22 protein-coding genes are annotated in these 22,199 nt (G+C 66.9%); 8 read left to right on the top strand and 14 right to left on the bottom strand.

Annotated elements, in window-relative coordinates:
• Nucleotides 1–21: 21 nt before the first annotated feature.
• Complete coding sequence (locus Q9235_RS09205; RefSeq protein ID WP_306226548.1) at nucleotides 22–1,368, top strand: HlyD family type I secretion periplasmic adaptor subunit; 1,347 nt, start codon at nucleotides 22–24, stop codon at nucleotides 1,366–1,368.
• Between the two features lie 133 nt (nucleotides 1,369–1,501).
• Here Q9235_RS09205 and Q9235_RS09200 read toward each other — a convergent pair whose 3' ends face one another.
• On the bottom strand, nucleotides 1,502–2,287 hold the full coding sequence (locus Q9235_RS09200) for a serine hydrolase (protein ID WP_306226546.1): 786 nt from the start codon (nucleotides 2,285–2,287) through the stop codon (nucleotides 1,502–1,504).
• Here Q9235_RS09200 and Q9235_RS09195 point away from each other — a divergent pair.
• Nucleotides 2,259–2,552 carry a type 2 periplasmic-binding domain-containing protein gene (locus tag Q9235_RS09195; protein ID WP_306226545.1) on the top strand — a complete coding sequence of 98 codons (294 nt, stop codon included), beginning with the start codon at nucleotides 2,259–2,261 and terminating at the stop codon, nucleotides 2,550–2,552. The genes Q9235_RS09200 and Q9235_RS09195 overlap by 29 nt on opposite strands.
• Before the next feature lie 295 nt (nucleotides 2,553–2,847).
• Here the strand turns inward: Q9235_RS09195 and Q9235_RS09190 are convergent, their stop codons facing one another.
• Nucleotides 2,848–3,015 carry a hypothetical protein gene (locus Q9235_RS09190; RefSeq protein ID WP_306226543.1) on the bottom strand — a complete coding sequence of 56 codons (168 nt, stop codon included), beginning with the start codon at nucleotides 3,013–3,015 and terminating at the stop codon, nucleotides 2,848–2,850.
• 286 nt (nucleotides 3,016–3,301) lie between these two features.
• Here Q9235_RS09190 and Q9235_RS09185 point away from each other — a divergent pair, with 286 nt between their 5' ends.
• Genes Q9235_RS09185 through Q9235_RS09175 form a run of 3 tightly spaced genes read left to right on the top strand, consistent with a single transcriptional unit; the run spans nucleotide 3,302 to nucleotide 4,634 of the window.
• A complete protein-coding gene (locus tag Q9235_RS09185) occupies nucleotides 3,302–3,616 on the top strand; it encodes an ArsR/SmtB family transcription factor (RefSeq protein WP_306226542.1) in 315 nt (104 codons plus the stop codon).
• Complete coding sequence (locus tag Q9235_RS09180) at nucleotides 3,613–3,972, top strand: SRPBCC family protein (protein WP_306226541.1); 360 nt, start codon at nucleotides 3,613–3,615, stop codon at nucleotides 3,970–3,972. Before Q9235_RS09185 ends, Q9235_RS09180 begins: the two co-directional genes overlap by 4 nt.
• A gap of 50 nt (nucleotides 3,973–4,022) precedes the next feature.
• Nucleotides 4,023–4,634, top strand: a complete 612-nt coding sequence (locus Q9235_RS09175; RefSeq protein WP_306226540.1) for an ATP-dependent Clp protease proteolytic subunit — start codon at nucleotides 4,023–4,025, stop codon at nucleotides 4,632–4,634.
• A 139-nt stretch (nucleotides 4,635–4,773) separates the two neighbouring features.
• On the opposite strand, the gene Q9235_RS09170 is transcribed toward Q9235_RS09175, so the two are convergent.
• The 8 genes from Q9235_RS09170 to Q9235_RS09135 all read right to left on the bottom strand — a co-directional run bounded on the left by Q9235_RS09170 (nucleotide 4,774) and on the right by Q9235_RS09135 (nucleotide 14,728).
• Entirely contained in the window at nucleotides 4,774–5,952 is a 1,179-nt protein-coding gene (locus Q9235_RS09170; RefSeq protein ID WP_306226539.1) for an E22 family MetX-like putative esterase, read from the bottom strand.
• Nucleotides 5,953–6,034: 82 nt separating this feature from the next.
• Nucleotides 6,035–7,789, bottom strand: a complete 1,755-nt coding sequence (locus Q9235_RS09165; RefSeq protein WP_306226537.1) for an AsmA family protein — start codon at nucleotides 7,787–7,789, stop codon at nucleotides 6,035–6,037.
• A 96-nt stretch (nucleotides 7,790–7,885) separates the two neighbouring features.
• Nucleotides 7,886–9,571: an ABC transporter permease gene (locus tag Q9235_RS09160; protein ID WP_306226535.1), complete on the bottom strand. Its 1,686-nt coding sequence runs from the start codon at nucleotides 9,569–9,571 to the stop codon at nucleotides 7,886–7,888.
• Nucleotides 9,568–10,578: an extracellular solute-binding protein gene (locus tag Q9235_RS09155; protein WP_306226533.1), complete on the bottom strand. Its 1,011-nt coding sequence runs from the start codon at nucleotides 10,576–10,578 to the stop codon at nucleotides 9,568–9,570. Before Q9235_RS09155 ends, Q9235_RS09160 begins: the two co-directional genes overlap by 4 nt.
• A 439-nt stretch (nucleotides 10,579–11,017) precedes the next feature.
• Nucleotides 11,018–12,121, bottom strand: coding sequence for a DUF2865 domain-containing protein (locus tag Q9235_RS09150; protein ID WP_306226531.1), 1,104 nt, complete (start codon nucleotides 12,119–12,121; stop codon nucleotides 11,018–11,020).
• Nucleotides 12,122–12,262: 141 nt separating this feature from the next.
• Nucleotides 12,263–12,673, bottom strand: coding sequence for an MAPEG family protein (locus tag Q9235_RS09145; RefSeq protein ID WP_306226530.1), 411 nt, complete (start codon nucleotides 12,671–12,673; stop codon nucleotides 12,263–12,265).
• A gap of 71 nt (nucleotides 12,674–12,744) precedes the next feature.
• A complete protein-coding gene (gene guaB, locus Q9235_RS09140; protein WP_306226528.1) occupies nucleotides 12,745–14,238 on the bottom strand; it encodes an IMP dehydrogenase in 1,494 nt (497 codons plus the stop codon).
• Between the two features lie 181 nt (nucleotides 14,239–14,419).
• Nucleotides 14,420–14,728: a hypothetical protein gene (locus Q9235_RS09135; RefSeq protein ID WP_306226527.1), complete on the bottom strand. Its 309-nt coding sequence runs from the start codon at nucleotides 14,726–14,728 to the stop codon at nucleotides 14,420–14,422.
• Between the two features lie 302 nt (nucleotides 14,729–15,030).
• Here Q9235_RS09135 and Q9235_RS09130 point away from each other — a divergent pair, with 302 nt between their 5' ends.
• Together Q9235_RS09130 and Q9235_RS09125 are read left to right on the top strand one after the other, a co-directional pair.
• The gene (locus tag Q9235_RS09130; RefSeq protein WP_306226525.1) at nucleotides 15,031–16,470 is read left to right on the top strand and encodes a DHA2 family efflux MFS transporter permease subunit; all 1,440 of its coding nucleotides are present in this window, start codon (nucleotides 15,031–15,033) and stop codon (nucleotides 16,468–16,470) included.
• Between the two features lie 36 nt (nucleotides 16,471–16,506).
• Complete coding sequence (locus tag Q9235_RS09125; protein WP_306226524.1) at nucleotides 16,507–17,127, top strand: hypothetical protein; 621 nt, start codon at nucleotides 16,507–16,509, stop codon at nucleotides 17,125–17,127.
• Between the two features lie 7 nt (nucleotides 17,128–17,134).
• Here the strand turns inward: Q9235_RS09125 and Q9235_RS09120 are convergent, their stop codons facing one another.
• From Q9235_RS09120 to Q9235_RS09110, 3 genes are read right to left on the bottom strand one after another with little or no spacing between them, the layout of a single operon-like run.
• Entirely contained in the window at nucleotides 17,135–17,389 is a 255-nt protein-coding gene (locus Q9235_RS09120) for a hypothetical protein (RefSeq protein WP_306226523.1), read from the bottom strand.
• A 13-nt stretch (nucleotides 17,390–17,402) separates the two neighbouring features.
• Nucleotides 17,403–18,140 (bottom strand): RlmE family RNA methyltransferase, encoded by a 738-nt coding sequence (locus Q9235_RS09115; RefSeq protein ID WP_306226521.1) that lies wholly within the window; start codon nucleotides 18,138–18,140, stop codon nucleotides 17,403–17,405.
• A gap of 12 nt (nucleotides 18,141–18,152) precedes the next feature.
• Complete coding sequence (locus Q9235_RS09110; protein ID WP_306226520.1) at nucleotides 18,153–19,271, bottom strand: Ppx/GppA phosphatase family protein; 1,119 nt, start codon at nucleotides 19,269–19,271, stop codon at nucleotides 18,153–18,155.
• Nucleotides 19,272–19,492: 221 nt separating this feature from the next.
• On the opposite strand from Q9235_RS09110, the gene glpK reads away from it, so the two are divergent.
• Nucleotides 19,493–20,995, top strand: coding sequence for a glycerol kinase GlpK (gene glpK / locus Q9235_RS09105; protein ID WP_306226519.1), 1,503 nt, complete (start codon nucleotides 19,493–19,495; stop codon nucleotides 20,993–20,995).
• On the opposite strand, the gene Q9235_RS09100 is transcribed toward glpK, so the two are convergent.
• Complete coding sequence (locus Q9235_RS09100; RefSeq protein ID WP_306226517.1) at nucleotides 20,987–22,153, bottom strand: Gfo/Idh/MocA family protein; 1,167 nt, start codon at nucleotides 22,151–22,153, stop codon at nucleotides 20,987–20,989. The two genes, glpK and Q9235_RS09100, sit on opposite strands and share 9 nt — an antisense overlap.
• Between the last annotated feature and the right edge of the window lie 46 nt (nucleotides 22,154–22,199).

Raw genomic sequence — 22,199 nt, 5'->3', positions numbered from 1 at the left:
GCCGGCGAGGGGACAATGCCGATGAACGCCCATAATCACGATTTCGCCGCCCGTTCAGCCAAGACAGGCAAGAAGGCGCGTGCTCGTCATGTGAGCTTCAGCCTGCGCGGCCACGTCCTCACGGGTGCGGCCGTCGCCCTTCTGCTGGTGCTCGGCTTTGGCGGCTGGGCGGCCAATGCCGCGCTGAATGGCGCCGTCGTCACGCAGGGCGCGGTCAAGATCGACCAGAACCTCAAGGAAGTGCAGCATCGCGACGGCGGTATCGTCCAGTCGATCGCGATCCGCCAAGGCGACCGCGTCGAGGAAGGTCAAGTGCTTTTCCGGCTCGACGATGTCCAGACCCGGGCCGAGCTTTCGATCATCCGCTCCCAGCTCGCCGAGAATCTCGGCCGCAAGGCGCGGCTCATCGCCGAGCGCGACAACCTGGCGAGCGTCATCTTCCCGTCCGAGATCTCGGCGTTGTCCGACGAAGTCGACCATATCCGCGAGGGTGAGACCCGCCTGTTCGCCGGCAACAAGGCCAACCGCGACAGCCGCAAGGAGCAGTTGGAGATCTCGATCGTCCAGTCGGGCGAGGAAATCCGCGGGCTCGAAGCGCGACAGGTCGCGAAGGTCGAGGAACTCAGGCTCGTCGATCTCGAGCGCGCCAAATATCTCAGCCTTTTCCAGAAGGGCTTCATCGATGGCGTCAAGGTCTTCAACATCAACCGCGAATGGGCGCGGCTGCTGGGCGAGCGTGGCGAGATCGACGCGACGCTTGCGCGCGCGAAGCTGCGTATCAGCGACGCCCGCCTCCAGATCATCGCGATCGACGAGACGGCCCGGACCGAAGCCCAGCGTGAGTTGCGGCAGGTCGAGGCCAAGGTTTCCGAGCTCAGCGACCGCCGTATCGCCAACGAGGACCGGCTCGCGCGCATGGAAATCCGCGCCCCGATCGCCGGCACCGTCAACGAGTTGATGATCTTCACCGTCGGCGGTGTCATCACCCCGGCAGCACGGCTGGCCACGATCGTGCCGGAGAGCGCGAAGCTGGTCGTCGAAGTCCGCATCGCGCCCAACGATATCGATCAGATCCAGGTCGGGCAGACGGCGCGGATGCGCTTCTCCGCCTTCAACCGCAACACCACGCCCGAGGTCTCCGGCAAGCTGACCCATATCTCCCCGGCGACGACGAAGGATCCCGTTAGCGGCCAGAATTTCTACGTCGGCGAAGTCCAGACCAAGGATGCCACGGTCGCGCTCGGCGACCGTCGCCTGCTGCCCGGCATGCCCGTCGAAGTCTTCATCTCGACCGAAGACCGAACCGCGCTCTCCTACCTCATCAAACCGCTGATGGACCACGCGGAACGCGTCTTCCGCGAACGGTAACAATGAACGTTAAAGCCTATGCCAAAGTAATGTCCGGTTTCTGGCCGTGCTCCAACGTCAGCAATTGGCGCGCGCGCGACAAATTTGGGAGCCTGCTGGCACAGTGAGATCGTAGTCCCCGCCTCATCAAAGGTCAGCGATAAGCTCCGGTGACCCGCCGAGCAGCTTCGGCGATAGCCGCGGCGCGGGCAGCCATCGGAGCGCGACTTTCCGCTATGAATGCCGCAATAGCCACGACGCCGCGGTCGGGAGCGGTTAACAGCCCGACATCGTTGGTAACCCCGTTCACGCCGTTGAGGCTTTGGCTCGTGCCGGTCTTGTGACCTACGGTCCAGCCTGCAGGAGCGCCGGCCCGCAGCCGATCCGGAAAGGTGACCGTCTGCGACATCACGGCGAGAAAATGTTCTGTGGAGGCCGGTGAGAGGAGTTGGCCTGCTGCCAGCTTGCGCAGGAAGCTCGCCATCGCCAGCGGTGTCGCCGTATCGCGCGGGTCATTGAGATAGGCTTCGAACGCCTCCGCTAGGCGCTTCTGAGAAACCTTCGCGCGTGCCGCCTTGAGCCGCTCCGGATCGACGAAGGACGGTTCCCACCTCAGCCCGGTCACCTCGGTTTGCAGCTCGCGCTCGGTGCGATCGATGCGGATGTCATGCAGATCGGCGGCTCGGAGGAATGCCTGCACGGCACCGACGCCTCCGAGTCGGGAGATCAGAAAATCGGTTGCCGCGCTGTCGCTTTCGACCACGGCACGGCGCACGAGATACTCGATCGTGCTCTCGAACGTGCCTTCCTTGAGCACGATATCCGCAAGCGGCTGAATGTTGACGCTGAGATCATCGCGCCGCAGCGTCACGCGGTCCTCAAGCCGCATCCTGCCTTCGTCGACGGCGCGCATGACCGCAGCGCCGACCACCAGCTTCATGACGCTCTGCAGCGAAAATCGCTGCTCGCCATTGCCCTGGCCGACAACTCAGAACTATCTTGATGTGGAGCTGGGCCGCGGCGACCGCCATCGCAAGCTGATGCTCAGCCTGCCCGGCTATGCCGCGGTCGGCGCCGCGATCGAGGCATCGGACCTTGTGGCCTGCATACCGGATCGCACCGCGGTGGCGCTCAGGAGGATGCATCCAAACCTTCGCGCTCGGCACATCAATCCGCCATTGCGCTCGACGTTGTCACTGCTCTGAGCGCTCGGTGGGCAACGCGACCCCGCGCTGAAATGGGCCGGCTCCCTGATCGGTCAGGTCGCTGGCCAGCTCCCCACAGAGTGATGCCGAGCCCTTGGGAATCGTTCAGTTTCTCGAACGATGCCCCAATTCCGATGAACCTCCGAGTGATGACTGGCCTGTAAAGGTAACGGTAGCTGCTTGCATGCGAAGGGGATGTCCGCTCTCGGGCAGGGCCTCAATGTCCGGAAGTGGCGCAAGGCGTTCCGGATCCGCTCTCGACCCATTACTGACCTCGTAGCGTTGCGCGCAGCAATCAGCGCTTCGGCCCCATGGTCCCGATCGTCCGCAACCGCGCCGACCTGACCCAGCCGCTGACGTCGTTGCCGGTTCGGGGATTGAGATACATCACCGACGACCAGCCATCCCGGGTCTGCGCATAGGCGATGATCTCGTCCTTCGGGATGATGAAGACGCCCTTCATTTGGCATGCGCTGTCGGGTGCCGAATGGAATTGCAGGCGGCCTGAGCCGGTCACGACCTGGCTCAGCGGCGGCGAGAGGGCGGGGGCCTGATCCGAGCCGGCCGGCGGTTCCGTGCAGGCGGCCTGCGCGGCGTGCGACAGGAACGCGCATATCAGGAGAATTCCCGGCCCTGTCGTTCTCATGGCTTGTTCTTCCGCGCTCAGCCTCGGTTCCGGTGACAGGCTAGCACGAGCCTTCAGCGCGAAGCCTCTTGCGATTTACATAAGTATTTGCTTATGTGTTTCCATGATCGAGAACGAGATCTTCAAGGCACTGGCCGATCCGACGCGGCGCGCGATCCTCGACAAGCTGACGGCGGGCAGCCTGAACGCCAGCGCCCTGCGCAAGGGCATGGCGATCAGCCAGCCGGCAATGTCGCAGCATCTCGCAGTCCTGCGCGGTGCGGGTCTCGTCAGCGAGGAGCGGCAGGGGCGCTTCGTGAACTACCGGGTCGATCCGGACGGGCTCGCGCTGGTCGCGCAGTGGCTGACGAAATACCGTGCCTTCTGGCCGGTGCGGATCGACGATCTCAGGACCTTGCTCAAGGAGATGGATCAATGAGCGGTGACGACAGCCAGGCGGCGGCCGATCCTCTCGTCTTCGCATTTCAGTTCGACGAGCCGCCCGAGAAGCTCTGGCGCGCCATCAGCACGCCCGGCCTGCGCGAGCACTGGCTGCCCGATGCGGAGCTGGCCGATCCCGAGCCGAGCGTCGTCACGCCGGGAGAGGCGCTGCGCTACCGGATGCGCGACAGCGAGCCGCCCTTTCTGGAAAGCGTGGTCACGTTCCGGATCGACGCCAGCGAGGCCGGTGGAAGCAGCCTGCACGTGATCCATGAATTGACCGATAGCCGCGTCGGGCGGCGGCTGACCCCTGCAAACAGCAACGGGCCGCCGGTGATGCGCGCCGCCGCCTGAGGCGAGGCGAAACCACACCATCCATCTTCCCGAGACTCTGGAGTTCGCCGATGCGCGAAGCGATGCAACTCGTCCCTATGGTCGTCGAGCAGTCGAGCCGCGGAGAGCGCTCGTTCGACATCTACTCGCGGCTGCTGCGCGAGCGGATCATCTTCCTCAATGGCGAGGTCAACGACGCGATGAGCGTGCTGGTCTGCGCGCAGCTCCTGTTTCTGGAAGCCGAGAACCCGAAGAAGCCGATCCATCTCTACATCAACTCGCCGGGCGGCATGGTGACCAGCGGCTTCGCGATGTACGACACGATGCGCTACATCCGTTCGCCGGTGCATACGCTTTGCATGGGCACCGCGCGCTCGATGGGCTCGTTTCTGCTGATGGCCGGGGAGCCGGGCGAGCGTGGAGCGCTGCCCAATGCCAGCCTGCATGTCCATCAGCCGCTCGGCGGCTTCCAGGGGCAGGCCTCCGACATCTTCATCCATGCCGAAGAGATGCGGCAGACCAAGCATCGCCTGACCCGGCTTTATGCCGAGCATTGCGGGCGCAGCTACGAGGAGGTCGAGCGCACGCTCGACCGCGACCGCTTCATGACGGCGGAAGAGGCGCTGGAATGGGGCCTGATCGACCGGATCGTCCACCGGATGGAGGAGCCGGCCGCCGCGTGAGCCGTACATGCGCGGTCATCCCGGGCGACCGAAGGGAGACCCGGGATCCATTCCGGAACGGTTCAGGCATGGATCCCGGATCGGCGCCGCTGACGCGGCTTGTCCGGGATGACCTGCTCGGGCGAGTGCGAGCTTTGGGCTATTTCTCCATGAAGGCCCGGATCGCGCCTTCGGCCTGCTTCATCGACATCACACCGTCAAGATGGCCGCGCGAGCCGTCGATCGTGGCGTGGGTGATGTCGCGCCCGGCCTCCTTCGCCGCCTTCACTGTCGTCGCGACCATGTCGGGCGTGAAGACGAGATCCTTCGGCTGGGTGATCAGCAGCATCGGCGCCTTGATCTTGGCCATGCCGTCGGCAAGCGAGGTGCCGCCCGCGGCGAAGAGCTGGTTCGCCTTGACCAGATAGAGGAAGTGGTTGGCGTCGGAGATTTTTGCGCGGGCCATGCCGGCATTGTCGAGCACGCTCTGGACCTGGAACTTGTTGGCGAGCGCCTTGCCGGGCTCCTCGCCCTCCTTGGCCGGACGGCGGCCGAAGGTAGCGTTGGCCCAGTCCTGGTGGTTCGCCTGCAGCGTCACCGCGGTCAGCGCCTTGGCGAGGCCGGCGAGCGGCGGGGTCTTGCCGTAATAGTCGCCATTGTTCCAGTTGGGGTCGACGAGGATCGGCGCGGCCCAGACGTCGAGCCAGGCGATCAGCATCGCGTCGGCCTCGCCGGCGCCGATCACCGGCATGGCCTTGGCGACCATCTCGGGATAGCTCGCTGCCCATTCGAAGGTCTGGAGCGAGCCCATCGAGGGGCCGGCGACCAGCGCGAGCTTCTTGATGCCGAGGCTCTCGACCAGCGCCTTCTGGACCTCGACGAAGTCGCGGACCGTCACGATCGGAAAGTCGAGCCCATAGGGCTTGCCAGTTTCGGGGTTGATCGAGGCGGGGCCGGTGGTGGTGGTCTTCGGATCGCCGGTGCTCAGATTCACCAGCGTGTCGGAGGACAGGACGAAATACTTGTTGGTGTCGATCGCCTTGCCCGGGCCGATGATGGCGTCCCAGTAGCCCGGGGCCGCGTCGTCGGCTGCGTATTTGCCGGCGGCATGCGAGTTGCCGGAGAAGAAATGGCAGATCAGCACGGCATTCGATTTGTCGGCGTTGAGCGTGCCGTAGCTCTCCCAGCCGACGCGGACATTCTTCAGCGTGCGTCCGCTCTGGGTGGTGAAACTCGGAAGTTCGAAGACCTTCTTCTCGACCGTCAGATCCTGCGCGTCGGCCATGCCTGCCGTCATCCATCCTGCGAGCGCAAGCGCGCCCATGATCCACATCTTCATCGCTGCATCCCTCCCGCTGCCGCAACAGGTTCCGTCTGCAACAGAGCGGATTTCCGATGCACACGAAAGCGGGAGTTCACGATCAGCGGGTGAGCGGTGTCGGTGCGACGGAGGCGCCGGCCGGGCTGAGGAAGGCCTCGGTCTCGATATCGAAATCCGGAGCGTCGACCGGGCCCTTCAGCAGGAAGGGCAGCTTCAGCGAGCCGCTGGGGGAGGCCAGCAGCGCGGTCATGTCGAGGGTGCGGGGGCGCAGCGCCGCACTGCCGGCGAGGTTGAAGCGATAATTCGCGCCGATCATCTGCGCCTCGGTCAGGGCGAGCAGGCCGCCGGCGATCCCGGCATTGGCGCTGATGGTCTCGTAGGGCGTCTTGCCCTGCCGCCAGTCGCGCAGCGCCTGGACCGGGCTGCGCTCGGCGCGGCGGATCAGGTCCCCGAAGGCGACGCCGCCGATCTCGCCCTGCCGGGCGGCCAGGTTGATGCGGCCGGTGAACGAGCCCAGCAATTCGTCGAAGGTGCGGCCGACGCCGTCCAGCGCAAGCTGGAGGTTGCCGGTGCCGCTCAGGCGCGCCAGTTGCGGCAGGTCGGACGCCGCCTGGCCGATATTCACCTTGTCGAGCCCGGCCTGGAGCTTGATGTCGACGCCGGCGGGGGTGGCGAGCGCGAGCAGGCGGCTCTTGACGCTGCCGCCATAGGCGCCGGCGCGGAGCAGCCCGGTCTCGAACCGCCCCTTCTTGACGAGCAGATAGGTCGCGACGTCGTTGAGCCTCGCGCCTTTCAGGCGGACGGCGTCGACAGAGACGCGCAGGTCGATATCGCGCGCGGTCCAGGCTTCGAGATCGAAGGGTGTCGTATCCGCGACATCGACCGCCGGAACCGGGAGACGATCGACGATGCGGTCGAGGTTCAGCGCCGCGCCTGCGAGCGTGCCCGAGAGCGCATAGCGCCCGCCGGCCTCCGCGAGCTTGATCGCGCCGTCGAGGCGCTCGCCATCCAGGTTGACGACGGCGCTGCTGAACGAGACCTCGCGCGGCTTCACCTGGATATCGGCCGAGAGAGCGACGGCGCCGAGCGCCGAGCCCAGACGCGATTCCTCGCCGAACCAGCCGAGCAGCTTCGGCAGCGACGGGGTCGACAACACGAGAGGGCCGCTGATCACCGGCTCGCCGGGGCCGGAGCGGCTGCCTTCGAAGCGCAGCTTCAGCAGGGAAGAGGTCGCCGACAGGGCGGCCTTCGCGCTGCCGCCTGCCATCGGCCAGAGCAGGTTCACCTCGGTCGGCACACCGCGCCAGTTGAGGGAGCCGGACAGGGCGAGGGGGTCGCGCGAGCTGCGTTCGTCGATGACGAGATCGAGATTGCGGACGACGCTCTGGATCGCGCCGTTCGCGCGCAGGAAGACCGAGCCGGCGCTGACGACGATCTTGCTCTGGTCCTGGAGGTGTTCGAACTCGGCGAGCGCGGGGCTGAGCCACTCGGTGACGCCGTCGCTGCCGGCTGGAACGGCGATGTCGATCCGGGGAGCCACCAAGTCGACACGGTCGAAGCTGATCCGCCCGCTGAGCAGCGGCAGCAGGCGCAGATGCGCCTTGATCCGCACGGCCTCGCCGGCGAGCGCGCCGTCGTGCTGGCTGAAGGAAACCTGGGACAGGCTGATGCGCGGCAGCGGCAGCAGGGCGATTTCGGCCCGCTCGATCGCCTTGACGACGAAGCCGGTCCGCTCCTGGATTGCCTTGATCGCGCTACGCTGGACGCGCCCGAACGCAACGTCCCAGGACTGCATGCCGAGCAGGCCGATAGCGACGACGAGGCTGAAAGCGATGATCGCAGCGCGTCTGGTCATGGACTTCCGAATCGGCACCGGGCCGAAAGTCAGCCAGCCCCCTGGCGGCACAGGGTGTAGGCCGATGCAGAGGGCTTGTCGAGGCTGGAGAGCCGGCTATCCCGTGCGATCTGCGCCGGTTTTGGCCAGAACGAAGGCCGGATAGAGCCCGGCCAGGATGATCAGCAGCGCCGCCAGCGCGCCGTCCTCGAAGACGCCGCGCGAGGCGTGGCCGTAGACGACCGTCGCCAGCGTGTCGACGTTGAGCGGTCGCAGCAACAGCGTCGCCGGCAGTTCCTTGAGGCAGTCGACGAAGACGAGAAGCGCCGCAGCGGCGATGGCGGGACGCGCCAGCGGCCAATGGATGCGCCTGAGCACCTCCGGCCCGGCGGCGCCGAGCGCGCGGGCAGCGTCGTCGATCCGGGGCGAGACGCGCGAAAGCCCGCTCTCGACGCCGGAGACCCCGATCGCGAGAAAGCGCACCGTATAGGCGATCACCAGTGCCGCACCGGAACTGATCATGATCAGGCCGGGCTTCAGGCCGAACAGGGCGGATGCGGCATCGGCCAGCAGATTGTCGAAGGCCGCAAGAGGGATGAGCAGGCCAAGCGCCAGCACGGTGCCGGGCACGGCGTAGCCAAGGCTGGCGACACGGGCGAGGGGCTTCAGCCAGCCCTCGCGGCCACTGCGGCCCGCGGTCGCGATCCCGAGCCCCAGCGCCACCACCAGAGCCGCGGCGAGGCCGGAGAGCAGGAGCGCATTGCCCAGGAGGCGCAGCAGCCCGATGTCGAACTGCTGAAGCAGGCCGCGCTGCAGGATTTCGGTGACGAGATAGCCGATGGGCAGGGCGGCGCCGAAGATCACGGGCAGGGCGCAGGCGAGGGTGGCCAAAACCGCTCTGCGACCGTGCAGCGGCCGGCGCGTCACCGGGCGGGCCTGGCGCACAGGCAAGGCGAAACGCCTCTGCCCGCGCAGTTTCACCTCAATCAGGATCAGGGCGAAGACGATCAGCAGCATGATACATGCGATCTGGGCGGCGCCGGGCAACGAGCCGCGATTGACCCAGGTCGTGTAGATCGACAGCGTCAGCGATCTCACGCCGAGATATTCGGTGGCGCCGATATCGTTCAGCGTCTCCAGCAGGACGAGGGTCAGGCCGGCGGCGAGCGCGGGGCGCGCGAGCGGCAGGCCGATGCGCCAGAACAGGCGGCCGGGCGCTGCTCCGAGATTGCGGGCGGCCTCGACGATGCTGGCTCCCTGCACGCTGAACAGCGCGCGCGTGCTGAGATAGACATAAGGGTAGAGGACGATCGCCATGATCGCGATCGCTCCCGGCACGTTGCGCGGATCGGGAAACCAGTAGTCGCGGAGCGAACGCCAGCCGGTGGCGGCGCGGAGAGCGCTTTGCAACGGCCCCTGGAAGCCGAGGAACTCGACGTAGATATAGGCGGTCAGATAGGTCGGCAGCGCCAGCGGCAGCACGAGCAGCCATTCGAGCGAGCGGCGGCCCGGGAAGTCGTGCTGCGTCACCAGCCAGGCCGTGCCGACGCCGATGACGGCGCAGGCTGCGCCGACACCGGCCAGCAGCAGGCTGGTCTGGACGAGCGCGACGGGCAGGACATTGGCCGCGAGATGCGGCCAGATCTCAGCCGCCTGTCGCGACGAAAACGCGGTTGCGACGAGCGCGAGGAGCGGCAGCGCCACGAGGGCAGCCCCGCCGATCGCGGCATAGGCAAAACGCGTCGACGGCCGCCACGAGAATGGCGACCGTCGCGTCGTGTCGAGCGGCTGGCTCAGGCTCAATTGTCGAAGCCGACCTTATCCACGAGGTTGGCGGCGGCCTTGCGCTGCTTGGCGACCTCGGAAAGCGTCAACTTGTCCGGCGTGACGGTACCGAAGAGCTTGACGGCAGTGGAGTCGGTGACGGCCGCGTTGACGGGTAACTCGAAGTTGCCGTTCGCGTAGAGGGCCTGGGCCTTGTCGCCGAGCATATACTCGACCAGCTTGACGGCGTTGTCCTTGTTCGGGGCGTTCTTGGCGAGCGCGGCAGCCGAGACGTTCACATGGGTGCCGCCGCCGGCGAAGGTGGTCTTGAGCGGCTTGATCGCGTCGAACCAGCCCTTCTGCTCGTTCTTCGCCTCGCTCATCAGGCCGACATAGTAGGTGTTGATGAGGGCGATGTCGCAGAGCCCGGACTGGATGTCGCGGGCGACGTCACGGTCGCCGCCGCCGGGCTTGCGAGCGGCGTTGGCGCGCACGGCCTTCAGGTAGGTCTCGGTCTTCTCGGCGCCGTAATGGGCGAGATAGGCGGCGAAGAACGCGTTGTTATAGGGATGCTGGCCGGCGCGAATGCAGAACTTGCCCTTCCACTTGGGATCGGCGAGGTCCTCATAGGTGATCGCGTCCTGCTTGACGCGCTCCTTCGAGACCACGACGACGCGGGCACGCTTGGTCAGCGTGACCCAGTTGTTGTCAGGGCGAAGCTGCGCCGGAACGGTCTTGTCGACGACATCCGACTTGATCGGCTGGGTGATGCCGGCATCGACGGCGGCATTGATCTCGCCGACATCGACCAAGAGCATGACGTCGGCCGGGCTGTTGGCGCCTTCGGCCTTGATGCGCTCCTGCAGGCCGTCCTTCAGGAAGACCGCGTTGACCTTGATGCCGGTATCCTTGGTGAAGGCCTCAAGCACCGGGTTGAGCAGAGCCGGCTCGCGGGTGGTGTAGAGATTCACGCCTTGCGCAAAGGCCGGAGCGGCCAGCAGGCAGGAGGACAGCGCCAGGGCGTGGAGATAGGTCTTTGCGATCATTCTTCTGCTCCGTCGTGGGGCGCGATCAGCGCGATGGGCGAGCGATAGAACGCCGCCGGCGGAGCGTCAATGAAGTAATCCTTTAATATCAAAGCCTTATAGCAGTTCTAGTTTTCTTCTTATTTTGACGAATTCTAATAAGATGGACATCGCATTGGAAAGACGAGGGGATTTCCGGCGCATTCCAGTCGTACGTCTTTCGGATGGGACGTCCTGTCGCGGTTAGCGTGTTGCCGTTCTTGTCAAACGCGGACGCAATACCAGCGCCTAAGATGTGCCAGCCGTTGTCATTCCGGGGCGTGCCGAAGGCGCGAACCCGGAACTCACGACTGGGTAGAACATCTTATATCCGGATTTTCAGGCTTCACCCGGTCGTGGGTTCCGGGTTCTTCGCTGCGCGAAGCCCCGGAAGGACAAGGAGCGTCGAAAGTCCAGAAACCTATCGCTGCGGCAGCGCAAGCGGGATCAGGCGGACCGGCTCGCGCGTGGTCGGCTCGACCGTGCCGCGAAGGGCGGCGTCGCTGGCAAAGGTGTCGCCCTGCAACTGCGCCTCTCGGACGCGCATCTGGCGCCGGACGCTGCGGGCCTGCGCTTCCATCCGGGAAATGCCGACCTGCTCGTCGATCTGCTTGCGCTGGGACTTGCTGAGCTCGGAGGCCGTACGGAAATCGCGGAAGTCGCGCCGGCTATAGGGCCAGCTCGAACCGCCGGTAAAGGTCGAGACCTTGCCGTCGAGCACGACGCTGTCGCCCGGCCGCAAGGTGATGTCACGCAGCAACGAGATGCGCCGCTCGCCAGGCTGGACGATGGCCGCGCGGCAGGCCGGGTCGGCCGCCTTCTCGTACCCGAAGGCCATGGGCAGGGCGCCATAGCGCTTGCCATCGGTGGACACGGCGTCGGCAATGCTGGTCGCGCCGGCGGCCATCCTGAAGACCTTGACCGGAACGCCTGGATTCATCGCCGTGCAAAGCGCCTCATGAGCCTTCATGTCGCTGTTGGCGCGGAGATAGCCGATCGGGGAGTGGAAGCCGTCGCAGAGGCGCACGCAGAAGGTCTGGGCGCGGTCCGCCGCGCCGGTGACCGCGTCGAGCGAGGCGCCGGTCGTGCCGGCCGGCCTGCGCTGCCTGTCGGCGGTCTTCTGGGTCGATTTGCGGAAGGGATTGAGCTCGATCGGCGGATGCGCGAGCCGGCCGTCCGGCAGTGCCTGCATGAGCGGCAGCCGCCAGCCATTGCCGGCGGGCGCGTAGGCGTTGGCCTGCGGGGCATAGCGGGTCGAGCTGTAGGTCGCGTTCTGCACGCGTCCCTGTTGCCGCCGGGCCGCTTCCTGGATCAGGAAATCGCGCGCGCTGCCCTCGCTCTCGGCCTGGACCATCGACGCCGTCAGCACGATGCCGCCGGAGCCGAGCGCCATCCCGAGCGCGGCGAGCGCCAGCAGGCGCGCCGTCGGGCTGCGCCGCACCATCTTCGCCTTGCCGGAAACGGCAGCCAGACCCTCACCGTCGCGGGCGAACACCCGCGCCGGGACTTCACGGACACGCAACATCGCGTCACTCCAAACTACGCTTGTCCACCGTCCGCCGCCATCCGGGGTGTAGTTTACTTTTCGTTAAGCTTCAACGCTTCCGGGCGCGTGCTCACCGGAAACGGACGGAATGCTTAACGGGAACGCGGAGTGGGGCGTCGCTCAGAGCACCGAGATCAGGACGCCCAGCCACATGCAGAACAGCGCGATGACGCCGATGCCGTAGACCGCGCCGCGCAGGGGGAGCTTGTTGGGGCCGATATGGATCAAGGTGTGGGCAACGCGGGTCGCGACATAAAGCCAGGCGAGGAGGGCCATGCCATAGCCGGTGGCGCCGGTCTCCATCGCGACCATCACGACGGCGAAGAAGATCACCGGCGTCTCGAACTGGTTGGTGAAGTTGGCCGCCGCCAGCCGCGCCGGAACCGGGTAGCGCTCGGTCGAGACCGACACTTCGTCGGGCCGGACGGCGCCGCTGGTGAAAGCGGTCTTGCGGCGGAGCGCCAGGATGACGCCGACGACGAAGATCCAGAAGATCAGCGCCAGTGTCGGGTAGATCAGCTTGAGAGTCATGGTTATGCGTCGCCTCGTGCCAGCACCGGCCTGGATAGTTCAGGCCAGTGCTGCACGAAGCTCGCCCGGACTCAAGAGCGGGTCGGGTAGTTCGGGCTCTCGCGCACGATGGTCACGTCGTGGACATGGCTCTCGCGCAGGCCGGCGCTGGTGATGCGGATGAAGCGGGCCTTGTTGCGGTAGTCCTCGAGGTCCTTGCCGCCGACATAGCCCATCGCGGCGCGCAGGCCCCCGGCGAGCTGGTGCAGCACGTTCGAGACCGGGCCCTTGTAGGCGACCTGGCCCTCGATGCCTTCCGGCACGAGCTTCAGCGAATCCTTGATGTCCTGCTGGAAGTAGCGATCGGCCGAGCCGCGCGCCATCGCGCCGACCGAGCCCATGCCGCGATAGGCCTTGTAGGAGCGGCCCTGGTACAGGAAGGTCTCGCCGGGTGTTTCATCGGTGCCGGCCAGCAGCGAGCCGACCATGGCGCAGGAGGCGCCAGCGGCCAGCGCCTTGGCGAGGTCGCCCGAATACTTGATGCCGCCATCGGCGATGACCGGCACCCTGGCCTTCGCGCCGGCCGAGGCGGCATCCATGATCGCGGTGAGCTGGGGCACGCCGACGCCTGCGACGATGCGGGTCGTGCAGATCGAGCCCGGGCCGATGCCGACCTTGATGGCGTCGGCGCCGGCATCGATCAGCGCCTGGGCGCCGCCGGCGGTGGCGATGTTGCCGGCGATGACCTGGACCGAATTGGAGAGCTTCTTCACCCGGCTGACCGCCTCCAGCACCTTGGCCGAGTGGCCATGGGCGGTGTCGACGACGATCAGGTCGACGCCGGCATCGATCAGCATCTCCGAGCGCTCGAAGCCCTGGTCGCCGGTCGTGGTCGCCGCGGCGGCCAGCAGCCGGCCATGCACGTCCTTGGCGGCGTTCGGGTGGGCGACCTGCTTCTCCATGTCCTTCACGGTAATCAGGCCGATGCAGCGGTAGTGGTCGTCGACCACCAGCAGCTTCTCGATGCGGAACTGGTGCAGCAGGCGGCGCGCCTCCTCGGGATTGACGCCTTCGCGCACCGTGATCAGGCGCTCCTTGGTCATCAGCTCGGAGACCGGCTGGGCCGGGTTCTGAGCGAAGCGGACATCGCGGTTGGTCAGGATGCCGACGAGCTTGCCCTTGTGGCCCTGCGGGCCGCGCTCGACGACCGGGATGCCGGAGATGCCGTTGTTCTTCATCAGCGCCAGCGCATCGGCCAGCGTTTCGTCGGGATGGATGGTGATCGGGTTGGCGATCATCCCCGATTCGAACTTCTTAACGAGGCGGACCTGTGCGGCCTGCTGGTCGGCGTCGAGATTGCGATGGATGACGCCGAGGCCGCCGGCCTGTGCCATGGCGATCGCCATGCGGGCTTCGGTCACCGTGTCCATCGCGGAAGCGATGATCGGCAGGTTCAGCGAGATCGTCTTGGTGAGCTTCGTGCGGATATCGACATCCGCCGGCATGACCTCGGACGGGCCGGGCTCGAGCAGCACGTCATCGAAGGTGAAACCGTCGCGAATCAGACCGTCGAGGGAAATCGTCATCGTCAACTCCGACGCCGGGCAAGGCCGGCTTTTCAAAGGGGCAGGGCGAAAGGCCCGGTGCCGAGTTGACGAGGCCCGTTAGCATGGGCGGGCCGGGACCGCTAGTGCTCGGTGAGGGATTCTTTTGCAGTGCGGCAACGGCGCCGATACGTGGCGGTGCCGTTGCCGCAGCGTCGCGGTGTCAGCGGGTGCGGCGAGCCGCGGCGGGCGCCTCCGGCGTGAAGCCGAAGCAGGCGATACGGGCGATGCTCTGGTCGCCGGCATCGGCCATGCGCTGGCAGGTCTGCAGGCGCTGGCACATGTCGTAGCGCATGGCCTCGCCGGCGCTTTGCGGTATCGACCTGAACTGGCAGCCAGCCTGCCAGCTCATCATGTCGGTTGCAGCCGCAGGAGGCGCCCAGCTCAAGCCGGCCACAAGGGCGAGACCGAGCACGGGCAGGCCGGGCGAGAGGCGGCGAGCGGCGGCGAAAACAGGTGAAACATCGATCATGGCGCTTCTCCAGAACGTGAACGGCGCGCGCCCCTCGCGACGGCCCGGCGCGACCGGGCTTCAAGGAGATGGGGGCGCCGTCGCGTCCGAAGGAGTGAAGCCAGCGCATGACGGCGTTGTGCTTGCTGCCGGGGCATAATCACAGCGCATGACGGAAGCGCGCCGGCAGCGGGCAAAACCGGCTGCAAAGCGCCATTTCGCTCTCGTCACTTGGTGTGCATGGCATTAATAGCCGAGCTTATGATTTCATACGCGCCTAATTCGACCGGCGCGGAAGGCCCGAAGTCCCAAGGTCCGAAACTTTGCAGCGCTCCAAACTCCTGCCCCTGATCGTCGCCTGTGCGCTGTTCATGGAGAACACCGACTCGACGGTGATCGCGACTTCGCTGCCGGTGATCGCAAAATCGCTGGGTGAGGACCCGATCGCGCTGAAGCTGGCGCTGACCTCCTATCTCGTCAGCCTCGCCGTCTTCATCCCGATCTCCGGCTGGATGGCCGATCGTTTCGGGGCACGCACGATCTTCCGCTCGGCGCTCTGCGTCTTCATGCTGGGTTCGCTGCTCTGCGCGGTATCGAATTCGCTCGGTGCCTTCGTCGGCGCGCGCTTCATCCAGGGCATGGGCGGGGCGATGATGGTGCCGGTCGGGCGCCTCGTCATCCTGCGCAGCGTCAGCAAATCCGAGATCGTCGGCGCGCTCGCCTATCTGACGATTCCCGCGCTGGTGGGGCCGGTCGTCGGGCCGCCGCTGGGCGGCTTCATCACCACCTATTTTGATTGGCGCTGGATCTTCCTGATCAATATCCCGATCGGGCTGATCGGCATCGTGCTGGCGAGCCTGTTCTTCGAGGACATCCGCGAGGAGGACGTGCCGCCCCTCGATATTCGCGGCTTCCTGCTCTCCTCGGGCGGTTTCGCCAGCCTGATGCTCGGGCTCAATACCGGCGGGCGCCATCTGGTGCCGGAGGCGGTGTCCTATGCTTGCGTGCTGGGCGGGGCGGCGGCGCTCGTCGCCTACTGGTTCCATGCGCGGCGCGTGCCCTATCCGGTGCTCAACCTGTCGCTGTTCCGCATTCCGACTTTCCGGATCGGCGTGATCGGCGGCTCGGTCTTCCGGACCGGCATCGGCGCGATTCCGTTCCTGCTCCCGCTGATGCTGCAGCTCGGATTCGGGCTGGACGCGCTGCAGTCCGGGCTGATCACCTTCGTATCGGCGGCCGGCGCGCTGATCATGAAGACGCTGGCGAAGACGATCCTGGCGCGCTTCGGTTTCCGGCGCGTGCTGATCGTCAACTCGGTGATCGGCGCCGCCTTCCTCGCGGCGTCCGGACTGTTCACCCCGACGACACCGCACGCGATCATCCTCTCCGTGCTGCTGGTCGGCGGCTGTTTCCGCTCGCTGCAATTCACCGGCATCAATGCGTTGAGCTATGCCGACGTTTCCAATCGCGACATGTCGAGCGCGACCTCGATGTCGAGCGTCGCGCAGCAGCTCTCGTTGAGCATAGGCGTGACGATCGGCGCCTTCGCCCTGGAGACGACCCATGTCCTGCATGGCGGCAAGACGCTTGCGGCCGGCGATTTCTGGCCGGCCTTCCTCATCGTCGGCCTGGTCTCGGCCTCGTCCGTGCTCTGGATGATGCGGCTCGCTCCCGATGCCGGCGCCGAGGTCTCCGGCCATGTCCCGGTCAGCGCGCGCAAGGTCACCGCCGAGGCGATCGCGGAGCAGAAGCCTCTCGACTAGCTTGCCAGCTTCGCTGACTTGCCGCAGGGTCAAGGCATGCAAGCCGAGCCCGCGCCCTCGAACGAGACGCGCTACACGCTCTGCGTCGGCGACGGCGCGGCCCGGCTCAAGCTCGCCGAAACCGAACTGACGCTCAGCGGCGAAGGCATCGCCTACGAACTCGACGGCCGCTCCGGCTTGCGGTCCTTCGCCAAGCTGACCGGCGTGCGCCTGCAATCCGTCAATGGCGGGCCGCGATCGCCCTGGGAAGCGCTGGCCGAGCTGACCTTCTCCTCCGGCCGGCCGCTCTTCGTCCATTCCAGCGGCCCCTGGGGCGCCGATGATCCGCAGCGCGATACGACCTTCACCGCCTTCATCGAGGACCTGCATCGCCGCCTCGTCGCGGGCGGGCACCGCCATGTCGCGTTCCGGCGCGGCATCCCGGAAGGGCGCCACCGCTTCATGATCGTGGTCGCGCTCATTGCCGCCGTGGTCTTCGGCGGCGCCGGCCTGATGGTTCTCTATATCGGCCTGAGCGGCAAGGCCGGCTTCTTCGAGGTCATCGGGCCGCTCATCGGCGTCGGCGGTTTCGGCTTCTGGATCTGGAACTCGGTCGTGCGGAGCGCGCCGGGCAGCTACGATCCGCGCCATTTGCCGCGCGACGTCTTTCCGGAGTGACGGTAATCTAGAATCCGCAGGCGAGGCATTCGGCGCCATCGGCCGTGCGGTACTCCGCCTTCCAGTAATGCGGGTCGTTCAATGCGGCATAGGCGATGCCGGGCGGCAGCGGATAGCGCTTCCGGAAGGGGCGGGCGAGCTGGACGAAGAGCCGGCAATCGGGCGGCCAGTCACCAACGCTCAGGATGGAATTCCCTCGCGCGATCTCGGCGTCGAGGATCGCCTGAAGCGCCGGTATCATGCGCGGAACGGGCTGCGTCACCGCTTGCTCTTGTTCAGCCGTCGTCGCCTTCCGGCCGCTGCTGCCGGCGATAGCCGGTCGCCAGAACGTAAAGCTCGGAGGAATCGGCGCGGCTCGCGGCCGGCTTGACGTTGCGGACGGTCGTGAAATCGCGCTTCAGCATGGTCAGAAGCTCGGCACTGTCGCCGCCCTGGAACAGCTTGGCGAGGAAGAAGCCGCCCGGCGCCAGCACGCTGTGGGCGAATTCGACGGCCGCCTCGGCCAGCGCAATGATCTTCAGGTGGTCGGTCTTCTTGTGGCCGGTGGTGTTGGCGGCCATGTCGGACATCACGCCGTCGGCGCGGCCGCCGAGGCGCTGCGTCAGCAGGCCAGGCGCCTCCTCGGCCATGAAATCCATCTGGATCAGATCGACGCCGGGAATCGGGTCCACGGCGAGCAGGTCGATGCCGACGATATGGCCCTTGCCCTGCTCAAGCCCGATACGCTTGGCCGCGATCTGGCACCAGCCACCCGGCGCACAGCCGAGATCGACGAGCCGCTGCCCGGGTTTCAGGAACTTGTAGCGGTCGTCCATCTCCTCGAGCTTGAAGGCCGCGCGCGAGCGATAGCCCATCTCGCGGGCCCGCTTCACATAGGGGTCGTTGAGCTGGCGCTCGAGCCAGAGCTGCGAGGAGTGCTTGAGCTTGCCGGCCTTCTTGACCTTGACGCGCATGTCGCGTGCGCCGGCAGGCTTGCCGCCGCCGGTTTTGCCGCCCGATTTTCCGGTGCTCATCGTCTCAAAAGCCTATTTCCGTCGCCACCAGGCGCGGTCCTCATGCATCATGCGCAGCAGGATGCCCTCGCGCAGGCCGCGATCGGCAATGCGCACGCGCTCGCTCGGAAACGCGCGGCGGATCGCCTCGAAGATCGCGCAGCCGGCCAATACCAGATCGGCACGCTCGCGGCCGATGCAGGCATTCGCCGCCCGCGCGGCATAGTCCATCTCGATCAAACGGTCGATCACCGTGAGAATGTCGCGCTGGTGCATCCACAGCCCGTCGACTTCGCGCCGATCATAGCGCGGCAGGTCGAGATGGATGCCGGCAACGGTGGTCACCGTGCCGGAGGTGCCGAGCAGGTGGAAGCTGCGGGCGTCGCGCGCTCCCGCCGCCTTCTTGGCGAAGGGGGCGAGTGCCTGCGCGCAATCCTCGACCATCTTCTCGAACAATTCGCGGCTGACCTCGATGCCGCCATAGCGTTCCGCCACCGTGACGACGCCGATCGGCAGCGAGGCCCATTCGCGGATGCGGGCGGCGGGGTCGCGCGCCTCGCTGCGGCCGCCGAGCCAGACGATCTCGGTCGAGCCGCCGCCGATATCGAAGACGATGACGCTTTCCGCCGCCGGATCGGCCAGAGCCGCGCAGCCGGAGACGGCGAGCGCCGCTTCCGTGCGCTGGTCGATGACCTCCAGCGCGAGCTCCGCTTCGGCTGCGACGCGGCGGATGAAGTCGAGCCCGTTGGTGGCGGCGCGGCAAGCCTCGGTGGTGACGAGGCGGGCGCGGGTGACGCCGCGATTCGCCATCTTGCCGCGGCAGATCTTCAGCGCCTCGACGGCGCGGTCCATCGCGGCATCGGCAAGGCGGCTGCTGGCCGCCAGACCCTCGCCGAGGCGCACGATGCGGGAGAAGGCGTCGACGACGCGAAACCCGTGCTGCGCCGGGCGGGCGATCAGCAGGCGGCAGTTATTGGTGCCGAGATCGAGCGCGGCATAGGTCGTGGGCTGCGGGCGGTTGTCGGTGGGTTGAGCAAAGCTCCTGAAGGACGCACCAACCGGGATCGCGCCGTTCCGCTGCGGATCGGCGTCATGTCTCTGCGGTCGCGCCAGAGGCGCGACATCCCGTTGTTGCCGGTCCTCGACCGCCACCGATCCAAATCCCTCAACCTGTCCGATACCCGGGGCGCGGACAGGGGCCGCGACCCGGCGCGGCCCTGCTTCGTGATGAAGCTAACTACAGGGCAGCCGACATGCCAAGCAGAACCTTGCCGGGCGGGAGACTTACCCGACATTCGCATGGGACGCGCTTGCGCGGGGACCGGCTGATCGGCCAGTCTCCGCCGACTCGAGAGACGGGGCAGGGAACCGACATGGCCGCCAGACATATCCTCGCCATCGACCAGGGCACGACCTCCTCGCGGGCGATCCTGTTCGATGCGTCGCTCGGCGCGGTGGCCAGTGCCCAGCGCGAGTTTCCGCAGCATTTCCCGGCTTCGGGCTGGGTCGAGCACGAGCCGGAAGATATCTGGGAGAGCGTGCTGGCGACTGCGAGGGAAGCCATCGCCAAGGGCGGCCTGAGCGTCAGGGATATCGCCGGCATCGGCATCACCAACCAGCGCGAGACGACGCTGATCTGGGACCGCCGCACAGGCCGGGCGATCCACCGCGCCATCGTCTGGCAGGACCGGCGCACGGCGAAGGCCTGCGCGGCGCTCGTCGCGGCCGGCCATGAGGACCTTGTCGCCGAGCGCACCGGCCTGCGCATCGACCCCTATTTCTCCGCCACGAAGATCGCCTGGCTGCTCGACAACGTCCCCGGAGCACGGCGTCGCGCCGAGGCCGGCGAGCTCGCCTTCGGCACGATCGACTGCTTCCTGCTCTGGCGCCTGACCGGCGGGGCCGTGCATGCGACCGACGCGACCAATGCCGCGCGCACCATGTTGTTCGATATCGGCCGCGGCGTCTGGGATTCGGATCTGCTCGACCTGTTCGGCATCCCCGCTGCATTGCTACCGCAGGTGCGCGACTGCGCCGCGCATTTCGGCGATACGGCGCCGGAGCTGTTCGGCGCCCCGATTGCGGTACGCGGCATCGCCGGCGACCAGCAGGCGGCGACGATCGGGCAGGCCTGTTTCTCGCCCGGCATGGTGAAATCCACCTATGGCACCGGCTGCTTTGCCCTGCTGAACACCGGTGACAAGCCAGTGCGCTCGAAGCATCGCCTGCTCAGCACTATCGCCTATCAGCTCGGCGGCAAGCGGACCTATGCGCTGGAAGGCTCGATCTTCATCGCGGGCGCGGCGGTGCAATGGTTGCGCGACGGGCTCGGCATCATCGAAAAGGCCAGCGAAACCGGGCCGTTGGCCGAGGCTGCCGACCCCGAGCAGGACGTCTATCTGGTGCCGGCCTTCGTGGGCCTGGGCGCGCCGCATTGGGACGCGCATGCACGCGGGGCCATGTTCGGCCTGACCCGCAATTCGGGGCCGCGGGAGTTCGCGCGGGCGGCGCTGGAGAGCGTCTGCTACCAGACGCTCGATCTCGTCGAAGCTATGCGAGCCGACTGGCCGGAAGCCGGCGCCGGCAAGCAGTCGGTGCTGCGGGTCGATGGCGGCATGGTCGCTTCCGATTGGACGATGCAGCGCCTCGCCGACATCCTCGACCTGCCGGTCGATCGGCCGAATGTGCTGGAGACAACGGCTCTGGGCGCCGCTTATCTCGCCGGGCTGGACGCCGGTTTGCTGCCCGAGCCCGATCGTTTCGCCGATCTGTGGCGGCTGGAACGGCGCTTCTCGCCGGCCATGGCGTCGAGCGAGCGCAAGCGCAAGGTCAACGGCTGGCGCGACAGTGTCCGGCGGACGCTGAGCTCAACCTGAGAAGGAGAGCCAGCGTCGCTCGGCCGAGGACGCCACGGCGCATTCGATGAAGCGCACGCCGCGCGCGCCGTCCCTTACTGTCGGGTAGTCGGCATCGAGCGGATCGGCCGTCGTGCCGGCCTTGCGGGCGCGGATATCGGCGAAGACGCCGCGATAGATATTGGCGAAGGCCTCGATGAACCCCTCGGGATGCCCCGCCGGGATGCGCCCGGCCCGCCGGGCCGATTCGCAGAGCCAGGGCGAGGCTCGCGTGAATATCTCGGTCGGACCCTCGCGGCGATGATGAACGAGCCGGTTCGGCTCCTCCTGCCGCCATTCCAGCGTGCCGTTCTCGCCGGAGACGCGCAGGCGCAGGTCATTCTCCAGCCCGGCATTGATCTGCGAGGCGACGAGCACGCCGCGGGCGCCGCCCTGGAAGCGCAGCAACACGCTGGCATCGTCATCAAGCGCGCGGCCGGGAACGAGGGCGCCGAGATCGGCGACCAGCTCCTCGATTTCAAGGCCAGAGACGGTGGAGACGAGGTTCTCGGCATGGGAGCCGATATCGCCGAGTGCCCCGGCGATGCCGCTGCGGGCCGGATCGGTGCGCCAGCTCGCCTGCTTGTTGCCGGTCGCCTCCAGCGCGGTGGCAAGCCAGCCCTGATTGTACTCGACCACGACCTTGCGGATGCGGCCGAGCGCGCCCGAGCGCACCATCTCGCGCGCCTGCCGGACCATCGGATAGCCGGTGTAGTTGTAGGTGACACCGAAGACGGTGCCTCGGCGGGCGACCGTCTCGACAAGCTTCGTGGCCTGCTGGCCGGTATGGGTCAGCGGCTTGTCGCAGACGACATGGAAGCCGGCTTCGGCGAAGGCCTGTGCGATCGGGAAATGCGTGTCGGTCGGCGTGACGATGACGACGAGGTCGACGCGCTCCGCCGCTGGGCGGGCGAGTTCGGCTTCGAGCAGTGCCTGCCAGCTTGCGTGGTTGTGGGTATCGGCCAGCCCAAGGGCGCGGCCGGATTTGCGGGCGCGTTCGGGCGTCGAAGACAGGGCGCCTGCCGCCAGTTCCGCCTGTCCGTCGAGTGCGATAGCATGACGATGCACGGCGCCGATGAAGGCATCGCGGCCGCCGCCGATCATGGCATAGCGCAGCCTTGGCGCGTATTCGTCGTTCATCGCGTGACCTGACATTCTCGGAGATGCGGCCGCCGCTGGAGCGGCG

Source organism: Bosea beijingensis (assembly GCF_030758975.1).
GTDB lineage: Bacteria > Pseudomonadota > Alphaproteobacteria > Rhizobiales > Beijerinckiaceae > Allobosea > Allobosea beijingensis.
The sequence above is the reverse complement of the archived record's forward strand: the minus strand, read 5'-3'. Positions and strand labels throughout refer to the sequence as shown.

Excerpts from the sequence above, each read along its gene's own strand:
- Q9235_RS09135 (WP_306226527.1), bottom strand. The coding sequence starts at position 14,728 with ATGATCGATGTTTCACCTGTTTTCGCCGCCGCTCGCCGCCTCTCGCCC.
- Q9235_RS09190 (WP_306226543.1), bottom strand. The coding sequence starts at position 3,015 with ATGAAGGGCGTCTTCATCATCCCGAAGGACGAGATCATCGCCTATGCG.
- guaB (WP_306226528.1), bottom strand. The coding sequence starts at position 14,238 with ATGACGATTTCCCTCGACGGTCTGATTCGCGACGGTTTCACCTTCGAT.
- Q9235_RS09175 (WP_306226540.1), top strand. The coding sequence starts at position 4,023 with ATGCGCGAAGCGATGCAACTCGTCCCTATGGTCGTCGAGCAGTCGAGC.
- Q9235_RS09100 (WP_306226517.1), bottom strand. The coding sequence starts at position 22,153 with ATGAACGACGAATACGCGCCAAGGCTGCGCTATGCCATGATCGGCGGC.
- Q9235_RS09180 (WP_306226541.1), top strand. The coding sequence starts at position 3,613 with ATGAGCGGTGACGACAGCCAGGCGGCGGCCGATCCTCTCGTCTTCGCA.
- Q9235_RS09150 (WP_306226531.1), bottom strand. The coding sequence starts at position 12,121 with ATGTTGCGTGTCCGTGAAGTCCCGGCGCGGGTGTTCGCCCGCGACGGT.
- Q9235_RS09200 (WP_306226546.1), bottom strand. The coding sequence starts at position 2,287 with ATGAAGCTGGTGGTCGGCGCTGCGGTCATGCGCGCCGTCGACGAAGGC.
- Q9235_RS09155 (WP_306226533.1), bottom strand. The coding sequence starts at position 10,578 with ATGATCGCAAAGACCTATCTCCACGCCCTGGCGCTGTCCTCCTGCCTG.
- Q9235_RS09185 (WP_306226542.1), top strand. The coding sequence starts at position 3,302 with ATGATCGAGAACGAGATCTTCAAGGCACTGGCCGATCCGACGCGGCGC.
- Q9235_RS09115 (WP_306226521.1), bottom strand. The coding sequence starts at position 18,140 with ATGAGCACCGGAAAATCGGGCGGCAAAACCGGCGGCGGCAAGCCTGCC.
- Q9235_RS09205 (WP_306226548.1), top strand. The coding sequence starts at position 22 with ATGAACGCCCATAATCACGATTTCGCCGCCCGTTCAGCCAAGACAGGC.
- glpK (WP_306226519.1), top strand. The coding sequence starts at position 19,493 with ATGGCCGCCAGACATATCCTCGCCATCGACCAGGGCACGACCTCCTCG.
- Q9235_RS09195 (WP_306226545.1), top strand. The coding sequence starts at position 2,259 with ATGACCGCAGCGCCGACCACCAGCTTCATGACGCTCTGCAGCGAAAAT.
- Q9235_RS09165 (WP_306226537.1), bottom strand. The coding sequence starts at position 7,789 with ATGACCAGACGCGCTGCGATCATCGCTTTCAGCCTCGTCGTCGCTATC.
- Q9235_RS09145 (WP_306226530.1), bottom strand. The coding sequence starts at position 12,673 with ATGACTCTCAAGCTGATCTACCCGACACTGGCGCTGATCTTCTGGATC.
- Q9235_RS09170 (WP_306226539.1), bottom strand. The coding sequence starts at position 5,952 with ATGAAGATGTGGATCATGGGCGCGCTTGCGCTCGCAGGATGGATGACG.
- Q9235_RS09125 (WP_306226524.1), top strand. The coding sequence starts at position 16,507 with ATGCAAGCCGAGCCCGCGCCCTCGAACGAGACGCGCTACACGCTCTGC.